1 pseudogene is annotated in these 223 nt (G+C 47.1%); it reads left to right on the plus strand.

Annotated elements, in window-relative coordinates:
• Positions 1-223: pseudogene (locus tag KO537_RS23030) on the plus strand (IS4 family transposase); the annotation flags it as partial.

Consider the following 223-nt stretch of genomic DNA (forward strand, 5'->3'; position numbering starts at 1 on the left):
GCTAACAGCACATACGATGCCGACAATATTGGTGGATTGGTCAGATATGCGTGAAGGTCGTGAGCTTATTGCGCTACGCGCCTCTATCGCTATCAAAGGTCGCTCTATCACGCTCTACGAACGAACATTTCCGTTAGTGCTGCAAGGCACTCAAACCGCCCATAATCAGTTTCTTAATGAACTCAGAAAAGTATTACCTGACAACATCACCCCGCTGATAGTC

The organism is Shewanella sp. NKUCC01_JLK (genome assembly GCF_019345615.1).
GTDB lineage: Bacteria > Pseudomonadota > Gammaproteobacteria > Enterobacterales > Shewanellaceae > Shewanella > Shewanella oncorhynchi.